Source organism: Paenibacillus medicaginis (assembly GCF_042138635.1).
Classification (GTDB): domain Bacteria; phylum Bacillota; class Bacilli; order Paenibacillales; family Paenibacillaceae; genus Paenibacillus; species Paenibacillus medicaginis.
In genome coordinates, this window is sequence record NZ_JBHIRY010000032.1 from 47,566 (window position 1) to 54,433 (window position 6,868).

9 protein-coding genes and 1 pseudogene are annotated in these 6,868 nt (G+C 45.1%); 7 read left to right on the forward strand and 3 right to left on the reverse strand.

Features of this window, described 5'->3' with window-relative positions; all coding sequences use genetic code 11:
* Positions 1-79: 79 nt before the first annotated feature.
* Genes ACE5LO_RS23185 through ACE5LO_RS23195 form a run of 3 tightly spaced genes read right to left on the reverse strand, consistent with a single transcriptional unit; the run spans position 80 to position 1,182 of the window.
* Positions 80-688: an alpha/beta hydrolase family protein gene (locus tag ACE5LO_RS23185; protein WP_375522334.1), complete on the reverse strand. Its 609-nt coding sequence runs from the start codon at positions 686-688 to the stop codon at positions 80-82.
* Entirely contained in the window at positions 582-1,022 is a 441-nt protein-coding gene (locus tag ACE5LO_RS23190) for an alpha/beta hydrolase (protein ID WP_375522335.1), read from the reverse strand. The genes ACE5LO_RS23185 and ACE5LO_RS23190 overlap by 107 nt, the downstream gene beginning before the upstream one ends.
* Positions 1,023-1,047: 25 nt before the next feature.
* Positions 1,048-1,182, reverse strand: a complete 135-nt coding sequence (locus ACE5LO_RS23195; RefSeq protein ID WP_375522336.1) for a hypothetical protein — start codon at positions 1,180-1,182, stop codon at positions 1,048-1,050.
* Between the two features lie 340 nt (positions 1,183-1,522).
* On the opposite strand from ACE5LO_RS23195, the gene ACE5LO_RS23200 reads away from it, so the two are divergent.
* The 7 genes and pseudogenes from ACE5LO_RS23200 to tnpC all read left to right on the forward strand — a co-directional run.
* Positions 1,523-2,038 carry a TetR/AcrR family transcriptional regulator gene (locus ACE5LO_RS23200; RefSeq protein WP_375522337.1) on the forward strand — a complete coding sequence of 172 codons (516 nt, stop codon included), beginning with the start codon at positions 1,523-1,525 and terminating at the stop codon, positions 2,036-2,038.
* A 130-nt stretch (positions 2,039-2,168) separates the two neighbouring features.
* Positions 2,169-2,405, forward strand: coding sequence for a glycoside hydrolase family 3 N-terminal domain-containing protein (locus tag ACE5LO_RS23205; protein ID WP_375522338.1), 237 nt, complete (start codon positions 2,169-2,171; stop codon positions 2,403-2,405).
* A 552-nt stretch (positions 2,406-2,957) separates the two neighbouring features.
* Complete coding sequence (locus ACE5LO_RS23210; protein WP_375522339.1) at positions 2,958-4,061, forward strand: poly(ethylene terephthalate) hydrolase family protein; 1,104 nt, start codon at positions 2,958-2,960, stop codon at positions 4,059-4,061.
* A pseudogene (locus ACE5LO_RS23215) lies at positions 4,061-4,368 on the forward strand (tyrosine-type recombinase/integrase); the annotation flags it as partial. The gene ACE5LO_RS23210 and the pseudogene ACE5LO_RS23215, both read left to right, overlap by 1 nt.
* Before the next feature lie 482 nt (positions 4,369-4,850).
* Positions 4,851-5,177 (forward strand): IS66 family insertion sequence element accessory protein TnpA, encoded by a 327-nt coding sequence (tnpA, locus tag ACE5LO_RS23220; protein ID WP_445993912.1) that lies wholly within the window; start codon positions 4,851-4,853, stop codon positions 5,175-5,177.
* The gene (gene tnpB / locus ACE5LO_RS23225) at positions 5,171-5,524 is read left to right on the forward strand and encodes an IS66 family insertion sequence element accessory protein TnpB (RefSeq protein WP_375522341.1); all 354 of its coding nucleotides are present in this window, start codon (positions 5,171-5,173) and stop codon (positions 5,522-5,524) included. The genes tnpA and tnpB overlap by 7 nt, the downstream gene beginning before the upstream one ends.
* Positions 5,525-5,586: 62 nt before the next feature.
* On the forward strand, positions 5,587-6,868 hold a 1,282-nt coding region (gene tnpC, locus ACE5LO_RS23230), incomplete at its 3' end, for an IS66 family transposase (protein ID WP_375522342.1).

Consider the following 6,868-nt stretch of genomic DNA (forward strand, 5'->3'; position numbering starts at 1 on the left):
GTTTATCATCTACGTCATGAGAGGTTTTTTGAGCCAAGGAATTATGTTGCCTCAAACAGAACAGCGGATCTAATCTGTCTTATTCACTCCCCATATATCGTTCCAGGTACTCATTCAACTTTTCTATATATTTTAAATATAGCTTATTGTCATTTTGCAGACCGTGCCCCGAATGAGGAAACTCGAAATAATCATGGGGAACATTGTTTTCTTCCAATGCGTTGATCAGATATTTTACTGTTCCGAACGGAGCGACTTTATCGTATTTTCCATAGGCTGCTAGCGTTGGTACAGAATTTTTATCAATCCACATAAACGGTGAAATATCTTTGACTGCTTCATCATAGCTTGCTTTTCCTATCATATCTGTTGTAATCGTGTTACCAGACATAACGCTGAATAAGTTTGCTGCTGCCTCTGGATTCTGATTCAAACCGTAGATAACCCAGTCCTCTGGATAAAAGCTCGGTGGCCCTACCATCTCAAATACCATTTTTACAGGAATAGGAGAGGTGTCTGCATCACGGTAAGCATACAATAGCGCCAAAGTTCCACCTGCCGAGCCACCGGATATCGCCATTCTATCGAGATTGTAGCCTAACTTTTCCGCTTCCGCTTTTACAACTGGAATACTTTTTTTTGATTTCCTGTGACATAGTATATACACTGGCTTCGGGATTATTTTCATTACGCAGCGTATAATTAATACCAGCGGCGACGTAACCTTTTGAAGCAAGCCATTTCAGCATATTGGCGTCATCACTTTTGTCACCAGTTGAAAAACCTCCTGCATGGAGATATACCACAAGACCATAGCTTTTCTTTGTATTATCTGCTGGAACATAGAGATCAAATTTATTTTGCTCCTTATCGTCATAGGCGATATCTGAATATACATGCCCAACGGTGTCATTCCAATGAACCTGCATCTCTCCAGACAGTGGATTGTATGTCATTTTGATGATTGCTGAAGCCGCGAACACAAGAATAAAAACACCAACATAAATAAATCCCCACAACATTTTTTTCTGCCTTTTCTCTCATTTTTCATAAGAAGTTACCTCCAAACAGTGTACCTCCGAGCAAAAAATTCATAAATGCCCGCACCGCAAGACGGCTCAAAACGGCAGCCACGATGATAACTAAAATCAGAATAACCATGCGTTTTTGTGAAAGTGTCATCTCTTAATCTCCTTATCAATTTCTTCGTGATGTTACCCCTTGAGTTGTTTTATCCTAACTGTTCGGACTTTTTTCCGTGCCGGAATTTGGGTCTTTTTACAACATACCGAACTATAAGCTAGGGAGCTGATATCGATTGGTCACTTAACTGGCTCAACTACAATTTTAACAAGAGTGATCAGAGGTCTTTTGTTATCATATTTTCTTCTTTATCTAGAATACATCCGTTGTATGAACTCCATAAAATAGACGTATCAATTTTTGTGTAACAAATGTATCATTGGTTAAAATCAGAATCAATGAATCAATAGAAAATGATACAGAAAGGAAAAAATGTAACGTGGAAGATAAAAGATTGAAAAACACACATGTGAAGCTTCAAATTACAAAATCACTTCTTGATTTGTTGCAAATGAAAGAACTTAAGGCGATTTCAATCAGTGATCTTACCTCAACAGCACAAGTAAGTCGCGTTTCGTTTTACAGGAATTATGATGAAAAAGAAGATGTGCTGAAAGAATATCTTTATAAATTAATAGACAGTTGGTATAAGGAATATCAAGATAGTGGTGGTACATCGGAAGATGAACTTTTGGGGAGTTTGTTTGGACACTTTAGTAAAAATAGAGATTTTTATCTGCTTCTTAGCCAAAGGAAATTGTTCTATCTGCTGAAGGAAATACTCAAAGAACTCTTCGGACCAAAACCAGAATATCCAAACTTCGGTGCTTATGTAGCAGCTTATTTTTCATATGGATTGTTCGGATGGATTGAAGAATGGTTTGCTAGAGGTATGCAGGAAACTTCAGAAGAGATGACTTTACTTCTGAAAAATCGTGATTTAAACAAAAAATAATCTCCTTAAATTATTGGTATTTGTACATTTTTCCAGAAGCGAATAATCCCATTTTCTCAATTTAGATGCTGAGAAAATGAGATTATTTCTAGGTTGAAGGAAGAATCACTTCAAAAGTTGTACCTGCAGCGTGGTCAGCGAACGGGCAATGCGAGACATTTATTTGCGGGGCTTTGAAATTGCCATTAAGGAAGCAGCGCCACTGGCGGTGATGAGCTCTTACAATTTGCTTAACGGAGAGCATACTTCCCAGCGGCATGATTTGATGGAGATAGTGCTTAGGGTAGAATGGGGTTTTGAAGGAATCGTCATGTCGGACTGGGTGCCCGCCGGCAAGTCGTCGGCAGATGACAAAAAAATATCCTAGAGCCTGCGCTTCCCGCAGTATAGTGACGGGCAAATGACATCATGATGCCTGGCGGCAGGAAACACCATGAAGATTTGATGAACGCTTTGAACAATGAGGCGGCAACCTATCCGCTGACCCGCGCAAATCTGGAGAAGTGTCCTGCACGTATGATAGCTATGGCCTGGAAAATGGCCGGACAATAAGAATGAGGGAAGCTACACAATATGGTTAGTCTAGACATTAAACAAGATGAAGTTTGATTTTGAAATATTAATGTAACCTCATCAATGATGTTTACCGTTATCAGTTTAACTAGCAAAAGGTTGGAGAATTCATGGGGCCATTGCAAATTTCTAGAGAGGCAGCAGAACCCTCTATGTTTGTTATAATGACATATTTTATATTGTTTCTTCTAAGACATTAAGGGGATGAGTACTGGAGATCATGGCGTATTTGAAGGCAAAACGATTGCCAGTTAATTTGCCGGTATATAATTATGCACCCGATGTTGTATAGTTTATTCCATGTTAGCTTAATGTTAGTAAAGGTGTAAAACAGCAGACACTAATTATGGAGTTTGCTGTTTTTTTTATCAGCATGTTACATTTAATGCTTTATGTATCATTTTGTCTTGGTTTATTGATTCAACTATTATCTGATGATACATTTGTTACACGAAAAAACTATCATCATACTCAGGAGGAAATAATGAAAATATTAAAAAGGATATTGTTAGTTGTGTTTATCATAGTTTTTGTAATTATTCTGGCAGTTATGGCGTTGTTTGCATTTCAGTCATACCGCTTTGATAATTATTATAAGTTTGTAAAGACTGATAAGCCAATAGAGGCACAATATACAGCTCTTGGACCAAATGAGGTTTCTTCTGTAGAATTCGATGCAGAAAATGATACCTATAAAAAATATGAAATTTGGTATCCGTCCGAAATGAAAGATCGTTCATCTGCATATCCTCTCGTTGTAATGGCAAACGGGACGGGAACCCCGGCATCCAAATATAAATCTGTTTTTAAACATCTTGCATCATGGGGGTTTATTGTTGTTGGCAATGAGGACTTGAATTCTCGAACGGGAGCTTCATCGTCTGCAAGCCTTGACTTTATGCTAAAGCTGAATGAGGATAGTGAGAGCGATTTTTATGGGAAAATTGATGTTGATAACATTGGGATCGGCGGACATTCGCAGGGAGGCGTGGGAACAATAAATGCCGTAACCAATCAGGAGAACGGTGATTTCTACAAAGCTATGTTTACGGCAAGCGCCACTTCAAGCTTCTGGGGACAGCAAAACCAATTGGGAACCGATTGGAGTTACGACGTATCCAAGATCAAAATCCCCTACTTCATGGTTGCTGGTACGGGAAACTTTGATGCGGGAACTGCAGAAGACATAACGGCTACAGAAGGGCAAGGAATTACTCCGCTTTGGTCACTTAATACGAATTATTCCAAAATTCCCGATACGGTAACCAAAGTTATGGCTAGGCGCGTAAACACTGATCACAGCGATATGGTGAACCATGCAGACGGATATATGACAGCTTGGTTTATGTATTGGCTGAAAAACGACCCACAAGCGGGAAATGCATTCTTTGGTAACGATGCAGAGATCCTTACAAATGTTAACTGGGATAATATAGAAAAAAATCGCTGAAATATGTTCCGGATAAATCAGAAAATTACTTATTTATAGCAGCGCCGATCGGCCGCAAAGGCAAAGCCGGCGCTTAACGCCCAGATCGATTGAGAAGCTGATCGAAAAATACGCGACAGCATTCGGAAAACCGGCTTTAACGGTGCATTCCTTGGGGCATTCCTTCGCAACCCGTTACCATCTGGAGAACAACGACGTGCCAAGGCTGAAGAATCAGCTGGGGCATTCGTCAATCCAAACGACGATGATCTATACGCATTTAACGGATGAAGAGATGAGAAAAGCCGTAATCAATATGGATAAGTAAGTGAACGTGGGTCAACCTGGAAAATGGTCGTTGTGCGGCCGTTTTCTTTATACATTTTCACAAAACTCGTATTTTGTACATATATCTATAATGCGGCATAAAGCCTTATTCCCATACTTTTTAAGCACTCTTTCTCTGCACTCTATCAATACGGGATATCTCCGATATTGTTTCCTGAATAACGGTGGAACTCCGTTGAAGCCTACTAAGATTCCTCTGTTCGGTTCACAGCTCCGAGACTGCTTCACTATTAGATCAATGAAGATTCGCACCAACCATCTTCTCTCTGTGAGATCCCTAATAGCTACTATTTCTCATCATAGCCTTTTCATTTTAAATTAAAGCAATTCTAACACACTCAATTTTCCATGTCAATTTATTCCACTTTTTTTTCATAAGGTAAGCGTCAAATTCAGCCCACCTTCAATACAAGCGGAATCCATGCGAAGATGAAGGCAGTCCAACGAAAGCGGGGTTTCCTCATGACAGAACAAGAACAACGACGACAAGCATGGATCCTGCGCGTCGCGGATTACAAAGCCAGCGGACAGACCATGAAAGCTTGGTGTACGACGCAAGGCGTGACTCTAAATCAATTGAAATACTGGCTTCGGACTTTGAAATCTCGTCCAGTCTCTACCTCCGAATCTCCCGCCTCCTTTATTCCGCTAGCGCTCCGAGAGACGACTGGAACGGAAGTCGTTCCCCGCCTCTCCCTTCAGATCGGTGGGGTTCGTCTCGAAGTCCAGCCCGGCTTCGACCCCCAGTTGCTTCGCTCCATCGTCGCTGCGCTGGAGGCCCCATGCTGACGCTGAACGGGGCTCAGTCCATTTACCTGGCTGCCGGGGTGACGGATCTACGAAAGTCCATCGACGGATTGGCCGCTCTCGTCCAGGAACGCTTCGCTCTAGACCCCTTCTCTGCCAGCCTGTTCGTATTTTGCAACCGGGAGCGGAATAAACTCAAACTGCTGTACTGGGATCACAACGGCTTCTGGCTGTTCTACCGGCGTTTGGAGCGCGGCACCTTCCAGTGGCCGAGCGATACGAAACAAACGGTCGTGGTTTCCGCCCGCGAACTGCGCTGGTTGCTCGACGGCCTGGCGCTGACTCAGCGGCAGGCTCATCCGGCTGTGGTGGTGGACACCGTGGTATAGCTTCGCGCCATGGGTTCATCCGGAAGCAGGGATCGGCAAACGGTTGTCGAATACCTCTTCTTATGAACACTCAGACCGATTCTCTCACCCTGGAGCAACTCCAGCAACAAAATAAGAAATTAGAACAGCAGTTGACCGAAGCGACCGCCAAGCTCCAGTGGTATGAAGAGCAATTCCGCCTGGCGCAGCACAAGCGCTTCGGCGCTTCAAGCGAGAAGACGCATCCGGATCAGATGGAACTCCATCTATTCAACGAAGCCGAGGTGCTGGCGGTCGCTCCCGGCGAAGAGCCGCCCATGGAGAAGATCACCTACGAGCGTCGCAAACCGAAGGGGAAGCGTGAGGACGACCTTTCAGACCTCCCCGTGGAAACGATCATCTACACGCTCGAAGAAGGCGAGCAAACCTGTGCTTGCTGCGGTCACTCGTTGCACGAGATGACCACACAGACACGCAGCGAGATCGCCATCGTTCCTCCTCAAGTGAAGGTCGTTCGACATGTACAGCAGGTGTATGCCTGCCGTCACTGTGAGCGGAACGAGGTGCATACGCCCATCGTCACCGCCCCCATGCCCAAGCCGGTGTATCCCGGCAGCTTGGCTTCGCCCTCTGTCCTGGCGCATGTCATGTGCCAAAAATACATGGAGAGTTTGCCGCTGTATCGGCAAGAGCAACAATTTGCCCGTCTGGGCTATACGCTCTCCCGGCAAACCATGGCGAACTGGATGATCTACGGTGCCGAGACCTGGCTATCGCCTCTGTACGACGCGATGAAGAGGTACTTGCTGCAACAAGACGTACTGCATGCGGACGAGACGACCTTGCAGGTGTTACGTGAGCCGGGCAAATCCGCCGAAGCCAAGTCGTATCTATGGTTGTACCGGACCGGGCGGGGCGTAGCGCCAGCGGTCCTGTACGAATACCAGCGGACCCGGGGAGGGGAGCATCCCCGGAATTTCCTGGCCGGGTTTACAGGCTATTTGCAGGTGGACGGGTATGCGGGTTACCACAAAGTGGCCCGAGTAAAGCTCGTCGGCTGCTGGGCGCATGCACGCCGGAAATTCGACGAAGCCCTGAAAGCAGCGCCGCCGGAAACCCGCAAGCTGGACACGGTCGCGGGGCAAGGACTGGCGTATTGCAATCAATTGTACGCTATTGAACGCGAACTGGCGGGCGTCTCCCCCGAGGAACGACAGGCCCAGCGGCAGAAGCGAAGCGCCCCGGTAGTGGAAGCGTATCGGGTGTGGCTCAAGCAGCAGCGTCCCCAGACCCTGCCCAAGAGTCTGGCAGGACAAGCGATTGCCTACAGCTTGAACCAGTGGGAGAAGCTAACGGCGTTTTTGG

Excerpts from the sequence above, each read along its gene's own strand:
- ACE5LO_RS23185 (WP_375522334.1), bottom strand. The coding sequence starts at position 688 with ATGAAAATAATCCCGAAGCCAGTGTATATACTATGTCACAGGAAATCA.
- ACE5LO_RS23190 (WP_375522335.1), bottom strand. The coding sequence starts at position 1,022 with ATGTTGTGGGGATTTATTTATGTTGGTGTTTTTATTCTTGTGTTCGCG.
- ACE5LO_RS23195 (WP_375522336.1), bottom strand. The coding sequence starts at position 1,182 with ATGACACTTTCACAAAAACGCATGGTTATTCTGATTTTAGTTATCATC.
- ACE5LO_RS23210 (WP_375522339.1), top strand. The coding sequence starts at position 2,958 with ATGGAGTTTGCTGTTTTTTTTATCAGCATGTTACATTTAATGCTTTAT.
- tnpA (WP_445993912.1), top strand. The coding sequence starts at position 4,851 with ATGACAGAACAAGAACAACGACGACAAGCATGGATCCTGCGCGTCGCG.
- tnpB (WP_375522341.1), top strand. The coding sequence starts at position 5,171 with ATGCTGACGCTGAACGGGGCTCAGTCCATTTACCTGGCTGCCGGGGTG.